This is a genomic window from Sinorhizobium glycinis (assembly GCF_001651865.1).
Classification (GTDB): domain Bacteria; phylum Pseudomonadota; class Alphaproteobacteria; order Rhizobiales; family Rhizobiaceae; genus Sinorhizobium; species Sinorhizobium glycinis.
Genome location: NZ_LPUX01000064.1, coordinates 789,892 through 812,550, shown reverse-complemented (window position 1 = coordinate 812,550; position 22,659 = coordinate 789,892). Strand labels below are relative to the sequence as shown.

Below are 22,659 nucleotides of genomic sequence, written 5' to 3'. Positions count from 1 at the left end.
CAGGCATGAAGATCGCCACCTTCAACATCAACGGCGTGAACAAGCGGCTCGACAATCTTCTGGCCTGGCTCGCCGCGGCCGAGCCGGATGTCGTCTGCCTGCAGGAACTCAAGGCAACCGACGCGGAGTTTCCGAAGCAGGCGATCGAATCCGCCGGCTACGGCGCCGTCTGGCGCGGGCAGCCCGCCTGGAACGGCGTCGCTATTCTCGCGCGCGACAGCGATCCGGTCCTGACGCGCACGGAACTCCCCGGAGACGCCGATACGCAGAGCCGGTATATCGAGGCGGCGGTGAACGGCATTCTGATCGCCTCGCTCTACGCCCCGAACGGCAATCCGCGGCCGGGGCCGAAATTCGACTACAAGCTCGCCTGGCACGAGCGTCTGGCGCTGCATGCCGCGGCGCTCTTCGAAACCGGCCTGCCGGTCGTGCTCGCCGGCGACTACAACGTCGTTCCTGAACCACGCGACATCTATCCGACCCGCTCCTACGACGACAATGCCCTCGTGCAGCCGGAAAGCCGCGCCGCCTTCCGGCAATTGCTCGACCAGGGCTGGCTCGACGCCCTGCGCAAGGTCCATCCCGAAGACGAGCTCTTCACCTTCTGGGACTATCGGCGCAATCGCTGGCAGCGCGACGCAGGACTGCGCCTCGACCATGTTCTTTTGAGCCGAAAGCTCAGACGGCGGCTCGCCGGCGCCGGCATCGACAGGGAGGTTCGCGGGAGGGACAACGCCAGCGATCACGCACCGGTGTGGATCACGCTGCGGGATTAGAGGAGTTCGGAGGGCATTGGATCCTGTAGCCAGCAGAGGGGGTATCAACACCGCTTTTCCGTTCCAGCCGCTGCCATGCCGGTCCATCTGCTCAATTTTGGTCTGGCGATCCCGGGCCAATCGTGCACCATGGCTTCAACACCATGGAGGCGAGCATGACGAACGTGAATGTGGGTTTCATCGGGGTCGGGCTGATGGGCCAGGGCATGGCTGCGAACATTCTGAAGAAGGGCTGGCCGCTCTCGGTCATGGCGCACCGCAACCGGGCACCGGTCGAAGCGCTTGTCGCAGCCGGCGCGGAAGAAGTGAAGTCACCGCGCGAGATGGCAGAACGGTGCGAGATCATCGTGCTCTGCGTCACCGGTTCGCCGGAGGTGGTTTCGGTTGTCGAAGGCGCAGACGGCATCGCCGCCGCCGGCAAGCCGATCACCCTCGTCGATTGCTCGACGTCCGATCCCTCGGTCACGACGAAGCTTGCCACGGATCTCGCCCGCAAGGGCATCACGCTGATCGATGCGCCGCTCAGCCGCACCCCGGCGGACGCAGCCGCCGGCACGCTCGACGTCATGGTCGGCGGTGCCGAAGACGACGTGCGCCGCGTCTGGCCTGTGCTTGAATGCTTCGCCGGCCGCATCGTCCATACGGGCCCCACCGGCACCGGCCACACGATGAAGCTGCTGAACAACTTTCTGTCGATGGGCTATGCGGCGCTCTATTCCGAAGCGCTGATGCTCGGACGCAAGGCCGGCCTCACGCCGGAGATCTTCGACAGCGTCGTGCGCGGCGGCCGCATGGATTGCCCCTTCTACCAGACCTTCTTCCGCTGGGTGTTGGAGCGCGACCCGAACGCCCACAAGTTCGCCATCCGCAACGGCTTCAAGGACATGAGCTATCTCGCGGCCTTCGCCAATTCAGCCGGCGCTGCCAACCCGATCGGGGCGGCCGTCAGGAACTCCTTCGCCCAGGCCGTCGGGGCCGGGCGCGGCGAGGACTATGTGCCGATGCTGTCGGATTTCATTGCCGAGGCCAACGGGGTCAAGTGATCAGAACGGCGCAGCCTCTTCCTGCTTGGCCTTTAAGGGTCTATATTATGGTCAAGCAGGAGCTATGGCATGAAACTGTCCGAGCAAGTCAAACCTATCAGCTATCTCAAGGCACATGCGCCCGAGGTCATCCGGAAGCTGGGCGAGGACCGGCAACCGGTTGTCATCACTTTGCATGGCGAAGCCAAGGCCGTTCTGCAGGATTTGACGCAATACGAGGAGACACAGGAGACGCTGGCGCTCCTGAAAATCCTGGCTCTAACCAATAAGCACGTGCAGGACGGCAAGGTCGATACTGCAGGGAACGCGTTCGAGCGCATACGAAACAGGCTCACGAAGAAGACCTGATGCGCTATCAGGTTTACCTCGCCCATGACGCGGAACAGGACATCGAGGACCTCTACCGTTACCTGGCAGCGCGCGACGGCGAACCAACGGCGGGCCGCATTCTCGAGGACATAGAGGCGGCGTGCGCCAATCTCTCCGAATTCCCGGAGCGGGGCACCATTCCAAAAGAACTCGCGGCACTCGGCATCGCCGACTATCGCGAACTGCACCATAAGCCTTGGAGGATGATCTACCGGGTCATCGAAGACAGAGTGATCGTCTATTGCGTCGTCGACGGCCGGCGCGACATGCAGAACTTCCTCGAGCGAAGGCTCATGCGCTGACGGCGCATCCCTCGGCGAAGGTGCATCGGGTGGCGCGCGCGATGACAGAATTCCATCATCGTCGCCACGCATTCTTGCAGGAATGCGATACTCCTGCCCATCTATGGCTTTGACGGATACCGTCTAACTGGTGAATGTGGTCGTCGACCGGAAATGGAACAAACGTTCCGAACATCCGCGACAACCATTCCAAACATTCCCGGAGGACCTTTCCATGACTGCCCTTCCCTTCGCCCTCAATCACATGGCTGCTCCGGGCCTGCCGCTCGATGCCTTCTTCGCCCTTGCCAAGTCGCTCGGAACGTCGGCGGTGGAGATTCGCAACGACCTGTCCGGCAATGCCATCCTCGACGGCACGAGGCCCGAGGAGGTGAAGGCGCTGGCCGAGAACCACGGGCTGACGATCATCTCGATCAACGCCCTCCAGCGCTTCAACGAATGGAACGACGCCCGGGAGGCAGAAGCGCGCGATCTCATTGCCTATGCGCACGATTGCGGTGCCAGGGCGCTGGTGCTGGTGCCCGTCAATGACGGCAGCGGCCAGAAGGACGGCGAGCGCCAGGCAAACCTTCGCTCAGCCCTGAAAGCACTGAAGCCGCTGCTCGATGCTGCCGGCATTATCGGCCTCGTGGAACCGCTCGGCTTCGAGATCTGCTCGCTGCGCTCCAAAACGGAAGCCGCAGAAGCGATCCGGGAAATCGGCGGAGAAACCTTCCGACTCGTCCATGACACGTTCCACCATCATCTCGCCGGCGAAGACGCATTCTTCCCGAAGCTGACCGGCCTCGTTCACATTTCCGGCGTCAGCGACGAGGCTGTTGCCGTCTCCGAGATGCGCGACCCGCACCGGATCCTGGTCGACGCCGCGGACCGGCTGGACAATGCGGGCCAGATCCGCCGGCTGCGCGCCGAAGGCTACAGCGGTCCCTTCTCGTTCGAGCCCTTTGCACCTTCCGTCCATGCGCTCAGCGATCCGGCCAAGGCCATTCTCGATAGCATGGACTACCTGCAATCCCGCTCGTGATCGCCAAGCGCGCACCAAAGCGCGGAAATACCGCCCGGGCGCCGCAAGATGCACTTGACGGCGTCCAGATAAAATGGAATACATATTCCGTAATGACAAACCACTGGTTTGTTTGTTCCGTTTTCGTCGGGAGCGCAGCGGGAGTGTTGCTTCCGACCAGGGTTGAGCTCGATCAACGAAAATCGAGTTTCCGGCAAGAGAGGGTGTGGCCGGCACCAAAGTGGAGGAGAAAGTAGACATGAAGAAATTCATTCTGGGCACTGCGATGGCGGTCATGATGTCGACGGCTGCGCATGCGGAAACGATCGGCGTCTCGATGGCGCTGTTCGACGACAACTTCCTGACGGTCCTGCGCAACGGCATGCAGGACTATGCCAAGACGCTGAATGGCGTCGAGCTCCAGATCGAGGACGCGCAGAACGACGTCGCCAAGCAGCAGAGCCAGATCCAGAACTTCATCGCCGCCGGCGTCGATGCGATCATCGTCAACCCGGTCGATACGGACGCGACCGCCGCCATGTCGAAGATCGCGGCCGATGCCGGCATCCCGCTCGTCTATGTCAACCGCGAGCCGGTGAACATCGACTCGCTGCCGGAAAAGCAGGCCTTTGTCGCATCGAACGAAATGGAATCCGGCACGCTGGAGACGCAGGAAGTTTGCAAGCTGCTCGGCGGCAAGGGGAAGGCCGTCGTGATGATGGGCGAACTCTCCAACCAGGCCGCCCGCATGCGCACCAAGGACATCCACGACGTCCTCGCCACCGACGCCTGCAAGGGCATCGAGATCGTCGAGGAGCAGACCGCCAACTGGTCGCGGACCCAGGGCGCGGACCTCATGACCAACTGGCTTTCCGCCGGCCTCGAGTTCGACGCCGTGATTGCCAACAACGACGAAATGGCGATCGGCGCCATCCAGGCGCTGAAGGCTGCGGGCCGGTCGATGGACTCGGTCGTCATCGGCGGCGTCGACGCCACCCAGGACGCCCTTGCCGCCATGGCTGCCGGCGACCTCGACGTGACCGTCTTCCAGAACGCTGCCGGCCAGGGCCAGGGCTCGGTCGACACCGCCCTCAAGCTTGCCAAGGGCGAGTCGGTCGAGAAGAAGGTCTACATCCCCTTCGAGCTCGTCACGAAGGAAAACCTCGCCGACTACCAGGCCAAGAACTGATCGTTCCACTTGGGAGTGCGGCCGCAGCCGCACTCCCATTGGGAAACAAGTCCCGCCTGAGGCCCATATGGCCTAAAAGAAGGGTGTTCCGCCCGCCGCGTGGACGTTCCGGCCGAGGCCGGAAGATGGGGAGGCAATGACCATGACGCTCAGTCCCACGACGATGGCAGCCGTGCGCGCCAGCGGTGCCATACCCAATGCCGAATATCTCCTGGCCGCCGAAGGCGTGCGCAAGGAATTCCCCGGGGTCGTCGCGCTCGACGACGTTCAGTTCAAGCTGAAGCGCGGCACCGTGCATGCGCTGATGGGCGAGAACGGCGCCGGCAAGTCGACGCTGATGAAGATACTCGCCGGCATCTATCACCCGGACCAGGGCGAGGTGAAACTCCGCGGCGTCGACATCCAGCTGAAGTCCCCGCTCGACGCACTCGAAAACGGCATCGCGATGATCCATCAGGAACTGAACCTGATGCCCTTCATGACCGTCGCCGAGAACATCTGGATCCGCCGCGAACCGAAGAACCGGTTCGGCTTCGTCGACCACGGCGAGATGCGCCGGATGACGGCCAAGCTGTTCGAGCGGCTGAAGATCGACATAGACCCGGAGATCGAGGTGCGCCACTTGTCGGTCGCCAACCGGCAGATGGTCGAGATCGCCAAGGCGGTCTCCTATGAATCCGACGTGCTGATCATGGACGAGCCTACCTCGGCGCTCACCGAGCGCGAGGTCGCGCATCTCTTCGAGATCATCCGCGACCTCAGATCGCAGGGCATCGGCATCGTCTACATCACCCACAAGATGAACGAGCTGTTCGAGATCGCCGACGAGTTCTCGGTGTTCCGCGACGGCAAATATATCGGCACGCACGCGTCGAGCGAGGTGACCCGCGACGACATCATCCGCATGATGGTCGGCCGAGAGATCACCCAGATGTTCCCGAAGGAAGAGGTGCCGATCGGCGACGTCGTCCTGTCGGTCAAGAACCTGACGCTCAACGGCGTCTTCCACGAAGTGTCCTTCGACGTGCGCGCCGGCGAGATCCTCGGCGTTGCCGGCCTCGTCGGCTCGGGCCGCTCGAACGTTGCCGAGACGCTGTTCGGCGTCACCCCGGCAAGCTCGGGCACGATCGCGATCGACGGCAAGGAAGTGGTGATCGACAATCCGAATACGGCGATCCGCAACCGCATGGCGTTTCTGACCGAGGACCGCAAGGACACCGGCTGCCTACTGATCCTCGACATCCTCGAGAACATGCAGATCGCCGTGCTGCAGGACAGGTTCGTCAAGCGCGGCTTCGTAAGCGAGAAGGAAGTCAACGCGGCCTGCGAGGAGATGAGCCGCAAGCTGCGCGTCAAGACGCCGAACCTGCAGGAGCGCATCGAGAACCTCTCCGGCGGCAACCAGCAGAAGGTCCTCATCGGCCGCTGGCTGCTCACCAATCCGCATATTCTGATCCTCGACGAGCCGACACGCGGCATCGACGTCGGCGCGAAGGCCGAAATTCACCGGCTGGTGACCGAACTCGCCCGCAACGGCGTCGCCGTCATCATGATCTCGTCGGAAATGCCCGAGGTGCTCGGCATGAGCGACCGGATCATGGTCATGCATGAAGGCCGGGTCACGGGCTTCCTCGACAGGGCAGAAGCCACCCAAATCAAGGTCATGGAACTTGCCGCGCGTTAGCGCGGATGCCGACCGCAGGGAGGAAAGACTATGGAAACCAATATCGCTGCACATGGCACGAGTTCGACCCTCGCCGGGTCGAGACGGCGCTTGCCGCCCGAACTCAATATCTTCCTGGTGCTGATCGGGATCGCGCTCGTCTATGAAGTTCTCGGCTGGCTGCTCGTCGGCCAGAGCTTCCTGATGAATCCCCAACGCCTGACGATCATGATCCTGCAGGTGTCGGTGATCGGCATCATCGCGGTCGGGGTGACGCAGGTGATCATCACCGGCGGCATCGACCTTTCTTCAGGCTCCGTTGTCGGCATGACGGCGATGATCTCGGCGAGCGTCGCGCAAGCCTCCACCTGGCCGCGCGCGCTCTATCCTTCCCTGACCGACCTGCCGGCGATCGTGCCGATCGGGCTTGGCGTCGGCATCGGCCTTGTCGCCGGCTACATCAACGGGCAGCTGATCGCCAAAACCAAGATCCCGCCCTTCATCGCCACGCTCGGCATGATGGTCTCGGCGCGCGGTATTTCCAAGTGGTACACGAAAGGCCAGCCGGTCTCCGGCCTCACCGACCAGTTCAACTTCATCGGCACGGGCATCTGGCCGGTGGTGGTCTTCCTCGTCGTCGCCCTCATCTTCCACATCGCCCTGCGTTACACCCGCTACGGCAAGTTCACCTATGCGATCGGCGCCAACGTCCAGGCGGCACGCGTCTCCGGCATCAATGTCGAGGCGCATCTGATCAAGGTCTATGCGATCGCCGGCATGCTGGCCGGTCTTGCGGGCGTCGTCACCGCAGCCCGCGCCCAGACCGCGCAGGCCGGCATGGGTGTCATGTACGAACTCGATGCGATCGCCGCGACCGTCATCGGCGGCACCTCGCTGACGGGCGGCGTCGGCCGCATCACCGGCACCGTCATCGGCACGATCATTCTCGGCGTGATGACCTCCGGCTTCACCTTCCTCAGGGTCGACGCCTACTACCAGGAGATCGTCAAGGGCGTGATCATCGTCGCCGCCGTGGTCGTCGACGTCTACCGCCAGAAAGGCCGGAAAAAAACCTGAAGAAGACTGCCCTCCCAGTGAAGTACCTCGCCGGGATGAAGAAATTCATCCCGGCATCTTTGTTTTCTCCTACCCAATTCAGTCGATATTCTTGCCGCTCGACATATGCTTGCCCTGCAAGGCAGCTCCGTAGACTCCGCCATGGCCAAGGCGCGGCCGATAGACTATACGAGCGCCATCCTGAACTATCGGAGATTTATCATGTCATCGCAGGGCAAGCTTGCGAAGCAGGTTCAATCACGTTTCGCTCGTCAGCTTTGGAACGCAATGCTGCGGGTCCAGACCCGCGGCGCGGCGTCCCATCCTCCTCGCCGCGGTCGCTGAGCGGCCTGCCGGAGCGCGCCGGTAGCTCCGGGCGTCCTTCAGGCGCCGATTGAAGCGATCAGGCGACATACTCCATACTTTGACCGACCAACCATTGCCGGAGCTCTGCCAATCCGGCTGGCGTTGGCGCCTGCCGTGGCTGTATGAGGCCATAATCGGTTCCATCCGCGTCGAAACCCAGGGGCGCCGCCAGCCGGCCGCTTGTCACGTCATCCGCTGCGATCGCTTGCGGCGCGAGCGCAACGCCGAGCCCCGCCAACGCTGCTTCTGCCATCAGGAAATGATGGTCGAGCAATCGCGTGCTTCGCGGCCGCGGTGCCGAGGGATGCCCATCCAGCCACATCTGCCAGGCATTCGGTCGCGTGCGGGACCCGAGCGCGACATAGTCGCCACGATCGAAACGCTGCCGATGCGAATGGAGCATGACCGGCCCGACCCGCTCAGGCATCAGCCGGGTGATCATCCATTCGGGCTCTACGGGAAAGTCGAGCCGCCGGATCGCGAGCGTCACGCGATCCCGCGCGAAGTCGAGCGCCCCGCCGCCGGTTGCAAGATGTACGTCGATATGCGGGTACTTGTCCTGAAAGCCGGAAAGGCGGGGGATTAGCCAGCGCATCGCCAGCGACCGTTCGCACGACAACAGGATTGGTGCCGCTGACGCGGCAGATCGGATTTCGGCGAGAGTATCCATAATGGCGGAGAATGCCCGGCCGGTCGTCGCCGCCAATTTTTCGCCGTCGGGCGTCAGCCGCACACCCCGTCCATCCGGCTCGAGCAGGCGCAGGCCGAGCATCTCGGCAAGCTTGGAGACGCGTCGGCTCACCGCGCCATGCGTCAAGGAGAGTTCGATGGCTGCGGCCCGCACGGATCCGAGGCGGGCTACCGTCTCAAAGGCGCGCAGATCGTCGAGGCATGGAATGTCGGCTCGTCTCATTGGTGCTTCTTTATCACCATTATCCGTCAAAACATATCGCTATTCCTTCGCCTCCTGTCTGCAAGCCTCACCAATATGAAGCAGAGCACACTATTCCAGGTCGGCATTGTCGCCGACGATCTCACCAGCGCCACCGATGGCGCGGCACCTTTTCTTGCGAAGGGCTGCGCACCTCTGATCACCCGGGACCAGGCGAGGATCGGACAGGAGCCGGTCGTTTCCATCGACACCAACAGCCGCAGCTTAAGCGCAACCGAAGCGGCGCGGCTGACGGCGGCTGCGATTGCCGCGCTTTCCGACCGGAGCCTTCTTCTCAAGACCATCGACTCGACGCTCCGCGGCCATATCCGCGCGGAAATCGCGGCCGCCTGGCGCGCAAGCGGCCGAAGCAGGCTGGTTGTCGCCCCGGCCTTTCCCGCGGCCGGACGGCTGACCGTCGGCGGCATGCAGATGGTTCACGGCATTCCCGTCAGCGGCAGTGACTATCGACGAGACCCCGTCCATCCGGCGTCCACGTCCGACATCGGGGCATTGGTCGATCCCGCGATCGGCAAACCAACAATCATCGCGCTGGAAGACGCCGTGCCGTCCGCGGCCGAGGCGCCTGTCCTGATCCTCGACGCTGACAGCCAGCAGGCGTTGAACCGGCAAGTCGCCCGCATTCCGCACCCCCAGGCGGCGCTCTGGGTCGGCTCGCCCGGTCTCGCCACGGCACTTGCCGCGCTGGTTCCGCAAGCTTCGAAGGGCGGTGCGGACGACAGCCTGATCGCTCGGCGCGTGTTGATCGTCGCCGGAAGCGCCAACCGGGTCACACACCTCCAGTGCGACTCCCTGCGAGCGCACGGCGTCGCTGTCGTCGGCGATCTGGCCGATGCGCCCAACGATGCTTCCATTCTGTGTCTCTGCGCGCCGATCGAGAGACAAGGGGATGCCGGGTCTGTCTTGGTTGGTCTCGCGGCGCAGGCCGGCTCAGCGCTTGCTCGGCATGGCTACGACGCTGTGATTGCCACCGGCGGCGAGACGATGGCGGCAATCCTCGACCGGATCGGCATCCGCCGCTTCATGCTCGCTTTCGAACTCGAGCCAGGTTTCCCGGTCGGTCGTGCAGAGCGGGCGGACGGCTCCTCCCTGCTGATTGCCATGAAGGCCGGCGGCTTCGGCTCCCGCTCGACGCTCGTCGATGCTGCCCGCGCACTCGCTGCCGAAACGAGAGACCGCATCCAATGACCGCCTCTGCCCCGCTTGCGGTAACCATGGGCGATCCGGCCGGCATCGGTCCCGAGATCATAATCAAGATGTATCTCCGGCGGCCGGACAAGCGGCATTGGCTCGTCGTCGGCGACCCGATGGTCATGGAACGAGCCGCCTCGATGCTCGGCACCGAGTTGCGCATCCGCCCGGTGTCTTCCGTCGACGATGCCCCGTTCGAAGCTGGTTTTCTCGATGTACTTTGTGCGTCCCGACTTTGCGATCTGCCGGCCGTGGCCACGGTCTCGGCGGCCGGCGGACGCGCGGCATTCGACGCCATCGCCGCAGCGATTGAAATCGCGCGCCAAGGACGCGTCCATGGCATCGTCACCGCGCCGATCCACAAGGAGGCGCTTGCCGCCGCCGGATTGACCTATCCCGGCCATACCGAAATCCTGGCCGAGCTCGGCGGCGCCCGAAGCGTCGCGATGATGCTGGCGAACGAGGATATCCGCACCGTTCTCGTCACGATCCACTGCTCGCTGGCAGAGGCGATCCGCAGAGCCGACTTCGCCGCGCAGATGGACGCAATACGCCTCGCCCATACAGGCGCGCTGTCGCTCGGCATCGCGCATCCACGTATTGCCGTGGCAGGCCTCAATCCGCATGCGGGGGAAGGCGGCCTATTCGGCGACGAGGAGGTCCGCATTATCCGGCCGGCGATCGAGGCAGCGCGCGCCGAGGGGATCGACGTCACCGGTCCGTGGCCCGGTGACACCGTATTCATGCAGGCGCGCACGGGTCGCTTCGACATCGTCGTCGCGCAATACCACGATCAGGGGCTCATCCCCGTCAAATACCTGGGATTGGACCGGGGCGTGAATATCACGCTCGGCCTGCCCTTTGTTCGCACCAGCCCCGACCACGGTACTGCCTTCGATATCGCAGGGCGCGGCATTGCCGACCCGTCCAGCCTTGAGACAGCCTTCGACTATGCCGTCCGGCTGAAATCCGGGAACATGAGAGCCAACAAGAGATGACACAGTTCGACTTCATATTCATGCTGACCCGCAACGACCGCACCGTCACGGACGCCGCGGCCCACGCCCAGACAGCGCTCCGCGCCGGCATCCGCCATATCGGCTTCAAGGACATCGGTCTTCCCTTCGATGCGCTCGGCGATCTTCAGCGCCAAATCCACGGGGCCGGAGCGATGAGCTACCTCGAAATCGTGTCGCTGGACCGCGAGAGCGAAATACGTTCTGTCAAGGCGGCAATCGAACTTGATGTCGACTATATCCTGGGCGGCACCCGCGCCGAGGACGTCCTGCCGCTGCTCGAAGGCACTGCGATCCGCTACTATCCGTTCCCCGGACGCGTCGTCGGGCATCCGAGCATCCTCGAAGGGTCGCAGGCCGAGATCGTCGAAAGCGCCGTGGCACTTGCCGGCCATCCCGGTGTCGCCGGTCTTGACCTGCTGGCCTATCGCTCGTCTGGCGACGTATCCTGCCTCATCGAGGCCGTCTGCCGTGCTGCACACAAGCCGGTGATTGTCGCCGGCTCGGTTGACCGGCCCGATCAGATCGAAACGATACGAGGCGGCGGAGCGGCCGGGTTCACAATCGGAACCTCGGCACTCGACGGTCGGTTTCCGGCCGCCAGCCCTCGGCTGGCGGAGCAGCTCCAGGCAATCAAGGCCTGCGTCGCCTCGTCTTAGGAGCGGAACTCCGGTGCGCCGAACCGCAAGCCCACCGTCGGCGCCCCGCGCGTTTCAACCCGCGGGGAACGTGACGACCACCCTCAAGCCGCGCCCAGCCTCGCCGTCCTCGAGCCGCATCGTTCCCCCATAAAGTGCGGCGATTTCCTCGACGATCGGCAGGCCGAGCCCCGTGCCGGGCGCCTCGTTGCCGCCGCGCCTGAAGCGCTTCAGCACGGCCTCGCGCAGCTCCGGCCTGATGCCCGGCCCGTTGTCCTCGACCTCGAGCGCAACCTCATCTTCCAAGCCTGAGACGCGGACGGTCACCTCCGCTCCACGCCCGGCATAGAGCAGCGCATTGCCGACGAGGTTCTTCAGGAGCTCTGCGACGAGCAGCGGCTCGGCCCGGATCCAATATTCCCCCTCGCCAGCAAAACCGAGATCGATGTCCACCTCTCCGGCCGCCGGCACCTGCTCGGCGGTGACGCTGCGCGCCAGCCGGGCAAGTTCGATCCGCTCCGATCCGCGCGCCTCCTCCTGGGCCGCCGCATCGATCTTCGCCATCAGCAGCAATTGCGCAAGGATGCGTTCGGCATTGGCGACCGCCTCGTCCGCCTTCGAGGCGGCAGCCCGCGCATCGTCGACCGTCGCGGCCCGGCGGGCGAGCGCCAGCTGCGTCCGGATGATTGCCAGCGGCGTGCGCAACTGATGGCTGGCATTGCCGGTGAAATGTCGAAGCGCGTCCAGCGCCGACTGCAGCCGCACCATGAAGGAGTTGACCGTGTCGACCAGCCCCTGCACCTCGCTCGGCACGCGCTCGCCGATCGGATGCAGATCGTCGGGACTGCGCTCGGCAATTGCGTCGCCGAGTCGATAGAGCGGCCTCAGGGAGAAGGTCACCGCCACCCAGACGATCAGGGCGGCACCGGCGATCATCAATCCGAGACGGAGCGCCGAATGCAACAGGATGGTCTGCGTCAGCTGGCGTCTGGCGATCGTCGTTTCGGCAACGGTGACGACGAAGGGGACGGAATTGACGCCGGTGGAGGCGGAGCGGCGAAGCACCGCGAGGCGGATCGGCTCGCCGCGGAAGACCGCATCGGCAAAACTCGTCGACTGGCCGGCGACTTCCGGAAGCGACGGCAGGGTCTGGTAGCCGGTGATGAACTGGCCGGGCGGCCCGTCGACCCTATAGAAGACGCGATCCTGCGCGGCCGAGGTCAGCATTTCCAGCGCCACATAGGGAATGTCGACCTGCAGCGTGCCGTCCTCGGCGACGACCACGCGCTCGGCGATCGCCAGCGCCGAGCCCGCGAGCACCCGGTCCGAGACGACGTTCGCGGTCTTGACCGCTTCCCGATAGGTATCCATCAGCGCGACCACGCCGATCACCGCTGTCGAGATCAACAGCCAACCGAGCAGCCTGCGTCTCAGCGAATAGACGACGGTCCTCATTCGGGGTTGGCCGCCTTGTCGAGGTAGTAGCCGATGCCGCGGGCGGTGCGCACCGTCAGGCCGTAGGGCGCCAGGCGCTTGCGCAGCCGGCTGACATATTGCTCGATGGCATTGGGGCTGAGGTCGTCGTCGAGGCCGGTCAGCGATTGCACGATCGCGTCCTTGGCGACCACCTTGCCGGCGCGCATGAAGAGAAGCTCGAGAAGCCCCAGTTCGCGCGCCGGAATCTCGATCGGCACGCCGCCGGCGGAAAAGCTGCGTGCATTGAGATCCAGCGAGACGTTGCCGTAGCTGACGATCGAACTGCGCAACCCTGCCTGACGCCGGAGCAATACCCGCACGCGCGCCTCGAACTCACCGATGTCGAAAGGCTTGATCAGGTAGTCGTCGGCGCCGAGATCTAGGCCCCTTACCCTTTCTTCGGGCGATCCGCGCGCCGTCAGGATCAGGACGGCGGCCCGGTTCTGCCGGGCCCGCATGGCGCGCAGCACGTCGAGCCCGTCCATCTCCGGCAGGTTGAGGTCCAGGATGACCAGATCGAAGCTCTCGGCCGCGGCGACGGCATGCGCCGAAGCGCCGTCGTTCACCACGTCGACGGCGTAGCCGCTGTCCCGCAAAAGGGTCGAGAGACCCTCTGCCAGCGCCTGATTGTCTTCAACGAGCAAGATTCGCAATTTTTACGTCTCCCCGCCCCACCTTATCGGTCGTGACCTTGCTTGTGAACGGCGTGCGGGTGAGGCATGGTGAAATTATGCGGTTCTTGATTTCCTTCGCTTTTTGGTTGTTTTTCGCCGGACTCGCGTGTGCAGCACCGGTGCTCTTCCCGGCCGTTTCCGGCGATGCGGCGGCGCCCGTTCTCGTCGTCTATTCCTCGCTCGACGAGCCCCTGGCGCGGCCGATGATCGTCGGCTTCCAGAAGGCCAATCCGGATGTCGCGGTGCGCTACGAGGATATGCTGACCGGCGAGATCTACGACCGGATCGTCAAGGAGACCGATGCCGGCCGGAAGACGGCCGATTTCGCCTTTTCCTCCGCCATGGACCTGCAGGTCAAGCTCAGCAACGACGGCTACGCCCAGCGCAGCGACCTGCCGATGAGCGGCCGCTGGCCGGCCTGGGCCAACTGGCGCAACACGGCCTATGCGCTGACCTTCGAGCCGGCCGTGTTCGTCTACCACAAGCCGAGTTTCGCGAAGGAACGGCCGCCGGCGACGCGCGCCGAATTCGTCGACTACCTGACGCGCCAGGGAAGCGCCGTCTTCGGCCGCATCGGCACCTACGATATCGAGCGATCGGGCGTCGGCTTCCTCTTCATGGCACGCGACCAGGAACAATTCGGCGACATCTGGAGCGTCATCCGGGCGATGGGGGCGGCGGGCGTCAAGCTCTATTCGACCAGCCAGGCTATCCTCGAGCGGGTCGCGGACGGGCGGTTCGTGCTCGGCTACAACATTCTTGGCTCCTACGCCGCCGACTGGGCTTCGCGGCATCCCGACGTCGGCATCGTTCTGCCGAAGGACTACACCGTGGTGATGTCGCGAATCGGCCTCGTGCCGCAGGCGGCCGCCTCTCCCGATCTTGGCCGCCGCTACCTCGAATTCTTCATGTCGAAGGAAGGCCAGACGATCATGGCGCGCGAGCTGCAGATCCCGGCCGTCAGCCCGGATGTCGCCGGCGAGAACACGGCCAATACCATGCAGGAAATGCTTGGCGGGCAGTTGAAGCCGGTGCCGGTCAGTCCCGGCCTGATGGTCTATCTCGACCAGGTGAAACGTGCCCGGCTGATCGCCCGCTGGAACGAGGTGCTCAGACTCCAGTGAATATTCCTGGAGCCCAAACAAACCGTTTACGCGCTGCCGGGTTGATGTCAGGTTAATGTCAGCTTTCTGTGTTGGTTTAGGGCCGCTGGCGACCCGTGGAGGCGGAATGCCAGCAGCGCATCGGGAGGAAATCACCAATCCGGTCGGAGGTTGCCGCTTTTGAGGTCAGCCGCCCGTTTCTCCCGTTCGCGACAACGATCAACGCGCGGACGAACCGCGCCTACGGAGGACCGACCTTGAAACACTTCTTCCTCGCATCCATTCTCGCCGGCGCGCTGGCGCTTCCGGCCTACGCCGCCGACTACACGATCATCGCGCCGGCAAATCCCGGCGGCGGCTGGGACCAGACCGCCCGTTCGCTGCAGACCGTCATGCAGCAGGAAGGCATTTCCGGCAATGTGCAGGTGCAGAACGTGCCCGGCGCCGGCGGCACGATCGGGCTCGCCCAGTTCGCCAGCCAGCAGAAGGGCAACCCGAATGCGCTGCTCGTCGGCGGCTACGTCATGGTCGGCGCGATCCTCACCAACAACTCGCCGGTCACTCTCAACGACGTCACGCCGATCGCTCGCCTGACGGGCGAATACGAGGCGATCGTCGTTCCGGCCGCCTCCGAGATCAAGACGATGGCCGACCTCGTCGAAGCCCTGAAGAAGGATCCGGGCGCCGTTTCCTGGGGCGGCGGCTCGGCCGGCGGCACCGACCACATCACCGTCGGCCTCATCGCCAAGGCTGCCGGCGTTGACCCGACCAAGATCAACTACATCGCCTATTCCGGCGGTGGCGAGGCGCTCGCCGCCATTCTCGGGAGCCAGGTGACCGCCGGCATCTCCGGCTACGGCGAATTCGAATCGCAGGTTAAGGCCGGCACGCTCCGCGTGCTCGCGGTATCGAGCGCCGAACGGCTCCCGGGTATCGATGCCCCGACGCTGAAGGAATCCGGCCTCGACGTCACCGTCCAGAACTGGCGCATGGTTGCGGCCGCCCCTGGCCTGACCGATGAACAGAAGGCCGCTGTTACCGCCGACATCGAGAAGCTCGCCAAGTCCGCCGGCTGGCAGGAAGTGCTGAAGACCAAGGGATGGCAGGATACCTACCTCGCCGGCGACGCCTTCAATGAGCAGCTCGCCAAGGACGTCTCGGCCACCGAAGCGGTCCTCAAGGACATCGGACTGGTCAAATGAGCAGGGGAGATAGCCCTTCCGTCGAAACGCGCCGCCCTGATCGGGCGGCGCTGATCATCGCCGTCGTGCTGGCTGCGATTGCCGGCGTGATCTTCTGGGACGTTTCCCGCCTCACCGGACTCGCCGGCTACTCGCAGGTCGGCCCGACGACGGTGCCCTACGCGATCGCCTGCTGTCTTATCGTGCTTGCCGTCTGGACGGCTATCGAGGGCTTCAGGGGCGACTTTGCCGAGCGTGAACCGCAGCAGTTCGGGCCGGTCGCCTGGGTCGTCGGCGGTCTTGCGGCGCAGATGCTGCTGCTCAACACGCTCGGTTTCTCGATCGCCACCGGCATCCTCTTCGCCATGACGGCGCGCGGCTTCGGGAAGCGGCAAATTTGGCTGACAATTCCCTTCGGCATCGTCGCCAGTTTCGTCGTCTGGACGATTTTCGCCAAAGTCCTGCAGTTGTCGCTGCCGGCAGGACCGCTTGAACGCCTGCTCTTCTAGAAAGGCCGACAATTATGGGTACTCTTGATTTCCTTTTGCAGGGGCTGCTGGTTGCTGCCCAACCGATGAACCTGCTCTATGCGTTGATCGGAGTGACACTTGGCACGGCCGTCGGCGTCCTGCCGGGCATCGGCCCCGCCCTGACTGTCGCGCTCCTGCTGCCTGTCACCTACCAGCTTGATCCCGGCGGCTCGCTGATCATGTTCGCCGGCATCTACTACGGCGGCATGTATGGCGGCTCGACGACATCGATCCTGCTCAACACGCCCGGCGAAAGCTCCTCCATTGTCACTGCCCTCGAAGGCAACAAGATGGCGCGCGCTGGCCGTGGCGGCCCCGCACTGGCAACGGCGGCGATCGGCTCCTTCGTCGCAGGGCTGATTGCAACGCTCGGCCTCGCCTTCGTCGCCCCCTATATCGTCAAGCTGGCACTCGTCTTCGGTCCGCGCGAATACTTCGCACTGATGGTGCTCGCCTTCGTCACCGTTTCTTCCGCCTTCGGCGACTCGACGCTGCGCGGTCTCACCTCGCTCTTCATCGGCCTGACGCTCGCCTGCATCGGCATCGACCAGTTGACCGGCCAGGCGCGGCTTTCCTTCGGGGTTCCCGACCTGCTCGACGGCATCGAGGTGACGACGCTCGCCGTTGCGATGTTCGCGATCGGCGAAACGCTCTACATCGCGGCGCAGGGCGACAAGGGACCCGACAAGGTCGAGGCCGTGCGCGGCTCGGTCTGGATGAGTGCCTCGGATTGGGCACGCTCCTGGAAGGCGTGGCTGCGCGGCACGTTCATCGGCTTCCCGATCGGCGCTATGCCGGCGGGCGGCGCCGAGATCGGCACCTTCCTCTCCTATGCCACCGAGAAGCGCCTAAGCAAGCATCCGGAAGAATTCGGCAATGGCGCGATCGAAGGCGTTGCCGGTCCGGAAGCCGCGAACAACGCGTCGGCGGCCGGCACGCTCGTGCCGCTCCTGACCCTCGGCCTGCCGACGTCGGCGACCGCGGCCATCATGCTGGCCGGCTTCCAGCAATATGGCCTGCAGCCCGGCCCGCTGCTCTTCGCGACCAATCCGCAGCTCGTCTGGGGCCTGATCGCCAGCCTGCTGATCGCCAACTTCATGCTGCTCGTCCTGAACCTGCCGCTGGTCGGCCTTTGGGTGAAGCTGCTGACGATCCCGAAGCCCTGGCTCTATGCCGGCATTCTGCTCTTCGCGACGCTCGGCACGATCGGCGCCAATCCCTCGGTGTTCGAGCTCGGCATGCTGCTCGCCTTCGGCCTGCTCGGCTACGTCATGCGCGTCTTTGGCTACCCGATCGCGCCGGTCGTCGTCGGCCTGATCCTCGGGCCGCTCGCCGAGCAGCAGCTGCGCCGGGCGCTGTCGATCAGCCAGGGTGACGTGACCGTGCTCTTCACCTCGCCGATCGCGGCTGTGCTGCTGCTGATCGCGGCGCTGGCCTTCATCGTCCCACTGATCCTCAGGGCCCGCGGCCGCGGCGAAGTGCTCGCCCAGCTTGCTGCCAGCGAAGACTGATTGCTTCCGCCTCCCAAGGCGCTTTAGCGCGGGATGAGGAAAAGTGTGTGCGGTTTTCCGCCCGCATCCCGCGCTACTTCTCAAAGGTGATGACGATGATTTCATCGTCATCCAACGAGCGGGACGAGGAGGGGCAGCCACGCTCCGCTCAACACAGGCCCGGTTGGCAGATCGCCAACCGGGCCTGCTTTCACTGCATGGCTGGGGTGAGGTTTTGTGCATTGCAAAATAACGCCGTCAGGCCCATCTTTTGCTCATCGAATTGAGAAAGAAAGTGAGCAAAGACAATGACTAGCAAGAACCGCATGGGCTTCATCGGCCGCGCCTTCGCAGTCCTGGGCGCCGCCACTGCTGCCGCCGCCGCCGTCGAAGGCCACCGCCGCCCGAGCGCCCGCGACCTCCACACCCTCGGCATCAACCCGGCCAACTTCCCGGACGTGCGCCGCGGCTAACGGCCTGAACGGCGGTCAGCCTAATACGAAGGGCAGTCGCCGACCGCTCGGTACTCCCCTGCCGCGGCTCACAGCCTCACTGACGGCCACATTTGCTCTCGGGCGCTAAAACCGCGCCCGGATCGTGGCGCGGATCGTACGTCCGGGCGACGGCAGACCTCCGGCCATTTCTATACCCGTGTCGAAGACATTCAGCACCTGCGCCCCAATCTCCAGGTGCCCACTCTCAGATTTCCAGGTGATCGCCGCGTCCGTCGTCCGGTACGATTCCAATCCCACCGCTACGGGATTGAAGTCGTCGTCCTCGTCGTAGTATTGCCCGCCGACCCGAGAACCGACGAATGTCTCGGCGATGGTCAGCGTCACGCGCGAGGGATGTACATAGCTGAGGCCAACTTGGGCCACGTAGTCGGGTATGAGCGGCACCTTGAAATCGGAATTCCAAAAGGGGGTGGTGTCTTTACTGTCGTTCAACGTCAGCGAGCCGAAGACACCCAAGCCATTGCCGATCCAGTAATTGGCACTAATATTCAAGCGGTCGATCTCACCATCCGACGTAATAAAGGTCGAGAGCAGGTCTTCGTACTCAAGCGTAAGGCCATTGAACCGCTGGTGCTGGTATTCGACAGCCGTAAAAAAGCGCTCGTTCCACTCCGCATCCCAACGTAAGGCGGCCGTGCGCGTCTGTCCGCTCGAATAGAGCGGCAGCTGAAGCGGAGCCAGGCCGACCGTTGTCACAGGCGATAGCGTGTGGTTGGATAGGAACTGGGTGTCCTGCCGGTAGTAGGCCCGAAGCCAGTGCCCCTCTATGGGAGACCACGCGACGCCTACCCGCGGGTCGACCGGGCCCCAAATCCCGCTTTCGCCGTCAAACCGAGTGACGTAAGCTCCGCCCTGGAACTGAAGATCCTGGGACAGGTCCAGCATGACGTCGAAATAGGCGCGGGTCGCGTTGCTTTCTCCGGAAAACTCACCAAGGTGTTCGACGGCACCCGAGCTCAAATTGGTTGACGTCTGAGAGATCCAGAACTGAGAGTGTGCCGCCTCCGCACCGTAGCGAACGGTGAGGGGGCCGATACCGAATAGATGACTTACACCGTACGCAATGTCGTCATCTTCGTTCCTTTCGTTGATCCGGTAGACTATCCCTGCGTCAAAATCTGTTACCCGGAACTGGCGCCGAGTGTCGACATCACTCGCTACAGCGAAGGCCTGAATGACATTGCGGTCAGAGATCGTATGGCTCCATGCCCCCCCGATTGTATTGTCGCGAGTTCCGACCTCGTTAAACGGAGCCGGGTTCCATATTTGACCAGGATAACCGATCTCTTGCCGGATGTTGTTTCCAAACAGGAAGAGGCTATCGGCAAGGGTGGGTCGAAGACCGAGCTGAAACAGGCCGCCGTCGAAATCGTCGGTATCATTCTCGCGCTCGAACTCCGGGCGCGATATTTGGCCCTGTACGTAATAGCTCAAGGGTATGCCACTGTAGCTCGTGCCCTGAAGAAGGACGTCACTGCCCCAGCCTGGACCCGCACCACTGTCGAAAACCGCGGCTCCGATCGCGGTTTCAAAAAAGCTTCGCCCTTCGAGCGAATTGCGCTTACCCTCCGAAGCGACGGCAAGCGGATCAAAAAGAAGGCCTTGCATCTGCAAGGAAGTGGACGTTGAACCGAACGGGAAGCGATCCAGACCAGAAAGCGGTTCTCCCACGAAAGGGTTGAGCCGTCCGCTTGCAGCCTCGTCGATGTAGCTCGTTGCTTTGAACGGGTCGAATGAGCGATCCGCGTAGTACTGGCCCCATTCGGTCAGTCCGATATTGGCGAGCGTGACTCCCAGAAAAGATGAGGCCTGTCGGTTTGCGTCGTAACCGCTGTAGTAGCCGCCGCGCGCCTGGCGACGGCGCAGCGCCTCGCGAGCCTCCACGATCGCTTCGTCGGCGCGGTACTGGTCAATGGCTATGCCGGAGCGGATCAGTGGGATCGAGGGATTGTCCGGATCAAACCTGTCCGCATTGTCGAGAGCCTGGGCGGTCTCTTCCTCTTCGCCCAGCTGATAGCTGCCGATCGCCAGGCCTATGAGGCTGTCGCCATAGGTCGGGTTCACGGCGGAGGCTTCGAGCAGCACCTTCTCGCCTTCCTCGGTTTTTCCGATCCGCAAGAGATAGCGGCCCTTGGCGGCGAGAACCGCATAGGAATGGGGATCGAGTGCCTCCGCCCTGTCAATCTCCGCTTTCGCCGCCACGATTTGATCATTGTCCATCAGGAAGCGCGCATAATTGGCGTACAAGACCGCATTTTCCGGGTTCAATGCGATGGCGCGGCGATGGGCGGCATCCGCTTCGACGATCGCGTTGCGATCACTCTGAATGATGCCGAGTTCATTCCAGACGGCATCGTCACCCGGAGCGACTTCCGTGGCGCGTTTCAGGTCGGCGAGCGCGCCATCAAGGTCGCTCGATACCGACGCGCGGAAGCGCGCATTGCTCAGGAGATAGGCCGTCTCATCCGGATCAAGCGCTTTGGCCCGGGCAAGCGCCTCCTTAACCTCGTCGCGGCGGTCGAGCTGAAAAGCGAGGTCGGCGCGCATCGCCGGCAGCCGTGCGTCCTCGGGATAGCGGCGCTCGGCCGCTCGCAGTATCTCGATCGCTTCGGCCGGCCCGACTGCATGGGAAGCGGCCGTGGCCTGCATCAATGCCGCGGTAGGATCGTCCGCATAGGCGCCCTCGCGCGGCGGCGGGGCTTGCCGATCGGGATGGGCCAGGGTCTCGGCGAACCAGCGGCCATAGATTGCCGATGCCCTGCGGTTTCGGGGAAGCGCAGGCAGAGCGGCGGCAAAGAGCCGGCTTGCATCGCCATAGCGCCGCTCCAGTCCGGCGATCATCGCCTCGACGAGCTTGGCACGCGCCTCCAAGCGAGCAGGCAGAGGCCGCCGCAGTTCTCTCAGCGCCTCCTTGGCGGCTGCCCGGCCGTCGTGCGACAGCGACGCTTCGGCAAGCGCGAGCCAGTCTTCATCGCTGCGCCGGACCGGTGCAATGGCCAGGATGCGCTCGCGTTCGGCGCGAGTCTCGCGGCCGCCCAGCCCGCTTGCCGGCAAACCTGCGAAAACACCGCGCAGCTCCGAATAGAGCAGGATCTGCTCGCGTTCCTTGAGATTGACGAGGATGTACTTGCGCGGCGCCTGGCCAATGGCCGCAATCGCGCCCTCCCCCTGATTGACGGTCACGGCACCTTGGGCGTTCTTGAGTTCCACGCTGCCCTCCAGGACGGAGAGGGTTGTGTCGCCGTTGCCGCTCACGCTGAGCGTCCAGTCCGTTCCCCGTATCGCGGCGGCAGCCGAAGGCGTATCGACGGTGAGGCCACTGCCTCCGCGCTTTGCCCGTGCCCAAATGGCGCCGGCCTTGAGTTCAAGCTCGCTGCCGGAGTGCTCGCCAATCTTTTTGACAAGAAGCGTCGTGTTGCGCCCCATGCGCATCTGGGTGTCGTCGGAAAAGAGCAGTGCAAGACTGCCGGACGCATTGGTCCGCAGAATGTCGCCGGCAAGCAGGTCCTGACTGACCTCCACGCTGCGCCAGCCTTCGATGTCAATGAAGCTGATTTCCTCGCCGGACTTGCGGGATATGACGGACCCCTCGGCAAAGCCGGCGCGCGACAGTACCTCGGCCGCAGTTGGCAGCCCGCTTGCCAGCACCACAAGTGCTGCAACCCCTAGTCTGAGCTTGTGCATCGATGAAGTGTCTGCTGAGTCCCCGCCCCTAAATGCTAAAGGAACGGGGCCGGTGTCAACGTCTCTGTCAGTTGCGGCTTGGAAAAACACAACCAAATTCAGCCGGAAGCGGCCACCCGGCGGCGGCTGACCAATCTTCCAGGCCGCCAAAGCGACGAAATTGGGCAATCTCCACTAAGCTTCCTTCAATCCCGAGGATCATCAGGCCGACGTGGGCGCAAATGAGCCTGTGAGCGGCGGTCAGATCGGCTGGCTTGACGAAGCCCTGACCGAGCCGGCTCGGAGGCTGGCTGTTCTCGTCGACATGATAGACTGGCGACGCATCTCCGAGTTCGGCGAATGACGCGGAATGGCAAGCCAATCCCGCGTGAAAAAAGTGTTTGGCTAAATCCTGTCCTTCAACGATGATCGCTGCGCCCTCGGTGGTGCTACATCGAGGATG

General features: G+C 63.8%; 20 protein-coding genes. 16 read left to right on the top strand and 4 right to left on the bottom strand.

Features of this window, described 5'->3' with window-relative positions; genetic code table 11:
• Positions 1–5: 5 nt before the first annotated feature.
• The 8 genes from AU381_RS23525 (at position 6) to AU381_RS23490 (ending at position 7,422) form a co-directional block, all read left to right on the top strand.
• Entirely contained in the window at positions 6–776 is a 771-nt protein-coding gene (locus AU381_RS23525) for an exodeoxyribonuclease III (protein ID WP_064244111.1), read from the top strand.
• 155 nt (positions 777–931) lie between these two features.
• Entirely contained in the window at positions 932–1,819 is an 888-nt protein-coding gene (locus AU381_RS23520; protein WP_082910307.1) for an NAD(P)-dependent oxidoreductase, read from the top strand.
• 69 nt (positions 1,820–1,888) lie between these two features.
• A complete protein-coding gene (locus AU381_RS23515) occupies positions 1,889–2,167 on the top strand; it encodes a type II toxin-antitoxin system Phd/YefM family antitoxin (RefSeq protein ID WP_064244109.1) in 279 nt (92 codons plus the stop codon).
• Positions 2,167–2,490 carry a type II toxin-antitoxin system RelE/ParE family toxin gene (locus AU381_RS23510; protein WP_064244108.1) on the top strand — a complete coding sequence of 108 codons (324 nt, stop codon included), beginning with the start codon at positions 2,167–2,169 and terminating at the stop codon, positions 2,488–2,490. The genes AU381_RS23515 and AU381_RS23510 overlap by 1 nt, the downstream gene beginning before the upstream one ends.
• Before the next feature lie 214 nt (positions 2,491–2,704).
• Entirely contained in the window at positions 2,705–3,514 is an 810-nt protein-coding gene (locus tag AU381_RS23505) for a TIM barrel protein (RefSeq protein ID WP_064244107.1), read from the top strand.
• A 238-nt stretch (positions 3,515–3,752) separates the two neighbouring features.
• On the top strand, positions 3,753–4,682 hold the full coding sequence (locus AU381_RS23500; RefSeq protein WP_064244106.1) for a sugar ABC transporter substrate-binding protein: 930 nt from the start codon (positions 3,753–3,755) through the stop codon (positions 4,680–4,682).
• A 142-nt stretch (positions 4,683–4,824) separates the two neighbouring features.
• Positions 4,825–6,366: a sugar ABC transporter ATP-binding protein gene (locus AU381_RS23495; protein WP_064244221.1), complete on the top strand. Its 1,542-nt coding sequence runs from the start codon at positions 4,825–4,827 to the stop codon at positions 6,364–6,366.
• Between the two features lie 30 nt (positions 6,367–6,396).
• The gene (locus tag AU381_RS23490; RefSeq protein WP_064244105.1) at positions 6,397–7,422 is read left to right on the top strand and encodes an ABC transporter permease; all 1,026 of its coding nucleotides are present in this window, start codon (positions 6,397–6,399) and stop codon (positions 7,420–7,422) included.
• A 382-nt stretch (positions 7,423–7,804) separates the two neighbouring features.
• On the opposite strand, the gene AU381_RS23480 is transcribed toward AU381_RS23490, so the two are convergent.
• Positions 7,805–8,680, bottom strand: coding sequence for a LysR family transcriptional regulator (locus AU381_RS23480; protein ID WP_064244104.1), 876 nt, complete (start codon positions 8,678–8,680; stop codon positions 7,805–7,807).
• Positions 8,681–8,755: 75 nt separating this feature from the next.
• On the opposite strand from AU381_RS23480, the gene AU381_RS23475 reads away from it, so the two are divergent.
• From AU381_RS23475 to AU381_RS23465, 3 genes are read left to right on the top strand one after another with little or no spacing between them, the layout of a single operon-like run.
• Positions 8,756–9,907, top strand: a complete 1,152-nt coding sequence (locus tag AU381_RS23475) for a four-carbon acid sugar kinase family protein (RefSeq protein WP_064244103.1) — start codon at positions 8,756–8,758, stop codon at positions 9,905–9,907.
• The gene (pdxA, locus tag AU381_RS23470; RefSeq protein ID WP_064244102.1) at positions 9,904–10,908 is read left to right on the top strand and encodes a 4-hydroxythreonine-4-phosphate dehydrogenase PdxA; all 1,005 of its coding nucleotides are present in this window, start codon (positions 9,904–9,906) and stop codon (positions 10,906–10,908) included. Before AU381_RS23475 ends, pdxA begins: the two co-directional genes overlap by 4 nt.
• Positions 10,905–11,585 (top strand): beta/alpha barrel domain-containing protein, encoded by a 681-nt coding sequence (locus AU381_RS23465; RefSeq protein WP_064244101.1) that lies wholly within the window; start codon positions 10,905–10,907, stop codon positions 11,583–11,585. Before pdxA ends, AU381_RS23465 begins: the two co-directional genes overlap by 4 nt.
• Positions 11,586–11,639: 54 nt before the next feature.
• On the opposite strand, the gene AU381_RS23460 is transcribed toward AU381_RS23465, so the two are convergent.
• The gene (locus tag AU381_RS23460) at positions 11,640–13,019 is read right to left on the bottom strand and encodes a sensor histidine kinase (protein WP_064244100.1); all 1,380 of its coding nucleotides are present in this window, start codon (positions 13,017–13,019) and stop codon (positions 11,640–11,642) included.
• Positions 13,016–13,693: a response regulator transcription factor gene (locus tag AU381_RS23455; RefSeq protein ID WP_064244099.1), complete on the bottom strand. Its 678-nt coding sequence runs from the start codon at positions 13,691–13,693 to the stop codon at positions 13,016–13,018. Before AU381_RS23455 ends, AU381_RS23460 begins: the two co-directional genes overlap by 4 nt.
• 77 nt (positions 13,694–13,770) lie before the next feature.
• Here AU381_RS23455 and AU381_RS23450 point away from each other — a divergent pair, with 77 nt between their 5' ends.
• From AU381_RS23450 to AU381_RS30355, 5 genes are all read left to right on the top strand, one after another.
• The gene (locus tag AU381_RS23450) at positions 13,771–14,838 is read left to right on the top strand and encodes an ABC transporter substrate-binding protein (RefSeq protein WP_064244098.1); all 1,068 of its coding nucleotides are present in this window, start codon (positions 13,771–13,773) and stop codon (positions 14,836–14,838) included.
• A gap of 236 nt (positions 14,839–15,074) precedes the next feature.
• On the top strand, positions 15,075–16,019 hold the full coding sequence (locus AU381_RS23445) for a Bug family tripartite tricarboxylate transporter substrate binding protein (RefSeq protein WP_064244219.1): 945 nt from the start codon (positions 15,075–15,077) through the stop codon (positions 16,017–16,019).
• On the top strand, positions 16,016–16,507 hold the full coding sequence (locus tag AU381_RS23440) for a tripartite tricarboxylate transporter TctB family protein (protein ID WP_064244097.1): 492 nt from the start codon (positions 16,016–16,018) through the stop codon (positions 16,505–16,507). Before AU381_RS23445 ends, AU381_RS23440 begins: the two co-directional genes overlap by 4 nt.
• Positions 16,508–16,521: 14 nt before the next feature.
• Complete coding sequence (locus AU381_RS23435; RefSeq protein ID WP_064244096.1) at positions 16,522–18,039, top strand: tripartite tricarboxylate transporter permease; 1,518 nt, start codon at positions 16,522–16,524, stop codon at positions 18,037–18,039.
• Between the two features lie 287 nt (positions 18,040–18,326).
• Positions 18,327–18,491 carry a hypothetical protein gene (locus AU381_RS30355; protein ID WP_082910304.1) on the top strand — a complete coding sequence of 55 codons (165 nt, stop codon included), beginning with the start codon at positions 18,327–18,329 and terminating at the stop codon, positions 18,489–18,491.
• Positions 18,492–18,596: 105 nt separating this feature from the next.
• Here the strand turns inward: AU381_RS30355 and AU381_RS23430 are convergent, their stop codons facing one another.
• Positions 18,597–22,385 carry a FecR domain-containing protein gene (locus tag AU381_RS23430; RefSeq protein WP_082910303.1) on the bottom strand — a complete coding sequence of 1,263 codons (3,789 nt, stop codon included), beginning with the start codon at positions 22,383–22,385 and terminating at the stop codon, positions 18,597–18,599.
• Positions 22,386–22,659 lie beyond the last annotated feature (274 nt).